Origin of the sequence: Corynebacterium sp. MSK044, from assembly GCF_030232825.1 — a bacterium.
Taxonomy (GTDB): domain Bacteria; phylum Actinomycetota; class Actinomycetes; order Mycobacteriales; family Mycobacteriaceae; genus Corynebacterium.
This window is the reverse complement of the sequence record NZ_JASPJJ010000049.1, coordinates 1-1422: the sequence shown is the minus strand read 5'-3', so window position 1 is coordinate 1422 and position 1422 is coordinate 1. Positions and strand designations below refer to the sequence as shown.

The 1422-nt window shown below is 56.9% G+C and carries 1 protein-coding gene; it reads left to right on the top strand.

The genetic code is table 11. The features are described from left to right. Positions 1 to 119 precede the first annotated feature (119 nt). Positions 120 to 1358, top strand: a complete 1239-nt coding sequence (locus tag QP994_RS11010; protein ID WP_284866820.1) for an IS256 family transposase — start codon at positions 120 to 122, stop codon at positions 1356 to 1358. The last annotated feature ends 64 nt before the right edge of the window (positions 1359 to 1422 follow it).

Here is a 1422-nt window from a genome sequence, read left to right as displayed (position 1 = left end):
GGTTGCGTCCCTTAGTGTGGTGTAACGCTTGCTGATGGTGGACCCTGGGAAATACAGGGGCGGCCACCGCCAGTAACCTTTCGACTCAACTACCACATCTCACCGAAAGGAACATGACGATGACCGCTGCACCGCATTCTATCGACCCGACAACCTATTTGGACGATCTGCTCGCCCAAGCATCTCCAGATTTGATGCGCCAAATGCTGCAAGGGTTTATCAATCAGATCCTCTCCGCCCAGGCTGACACCGTCTGCGGCGCCGAATACGGGGTTGCATCCACCGAACGGGTCAACCACCGCAACGGGTATCGCCACCGCGACCTTGACACCCGTGTCGGCACGATCGACGTAGCAGTACCGAAGCTGCGCCACGGCGCGTTCTTCCCAGACTGGCTGTTAGAGCGACGCTCACGAGCAGAACGGGCCCTATCGACCGTGATCGCCACCTGCTACCTCAAAGGGGTCTCTACCCGCAGGATGAATGATCTAGTGGCAACCCTTGGCATTAACAACCTGTCGAAATCGCAGGTCTCACGCATGTCAGAAGAACTCGACGAAATGGTCGACGATTTTAGAAACCGCCCACTCGACCCCGGCGGGTACGCCTACTTGTCGTGTGATGCGCTCACGATCAAAGTCCGTGAAGGCGGCCGGGTAGTCAAATGCTCCGTACTTTTGGCCACCGGGGTCAACGCCGACGGATACCGCGAAATGCTCGGCATGCACGTTGCCACCGCAGAATCCAACGCATCGTGGAAAGGCTTCTTCCAAGACTTAAAAGCGCGCGGACTTCGTGGTGTCTTCCTTGTCACCAGTGACGCCCACGAAGGCATCCAGCACGCCATTTCCGAAGTGCTTCCCGATGCCTCCTGGCAGCGGTGTCGCACCCACTTCGCGAAGAACCTCTACGAGAAGGTCCCGAAAACACAATGGCCTATGGTCTCTGCGATGTTCCAGACAATCTTCCAACAACCCGATGCCGCATCCACCTGGGCTCAAGCCCGCGAAGTCGTCGACCTACTGGAACCAAAATTCCCGCAGGTTGCGGCCTATCTGGAGGAATCACTCGATGAAGTGCTGGCGTTTACCGCAGCACCGAAACCAGTCTGGACGAAAGTGTGGTCCAACAACCCCACAGAACGGCTCAACCGGGAAATCCGCCGGCGCACCGACGTCGTTGGGATCTTTCCAAACCGCGAATCCATCATTCGGCTTGTCGGTGCAGTCCTAGCCGAACAACACGACGATTGGATCCAACAAAAGCGCTACATGTCACTGACCGCACTCGAACACACCAAACACCTCATGCACCACCCAGGAGGTGATCATGGCGACTACCACCAACTAACCGCCTAACCACAACCCCAAACTTCATACCGAGCCGAAAGCACAAACCGCTACACCACTACACGGGACTTGA

Coding starts and splice junctions, on each gene's coding strand:
- QP994_RS11010 (WP_284866820.1), top strand. CDS start 120: ATGACCGCTGCACCGCATTCTATCGACCCGACAACCTATTTGGACGAT.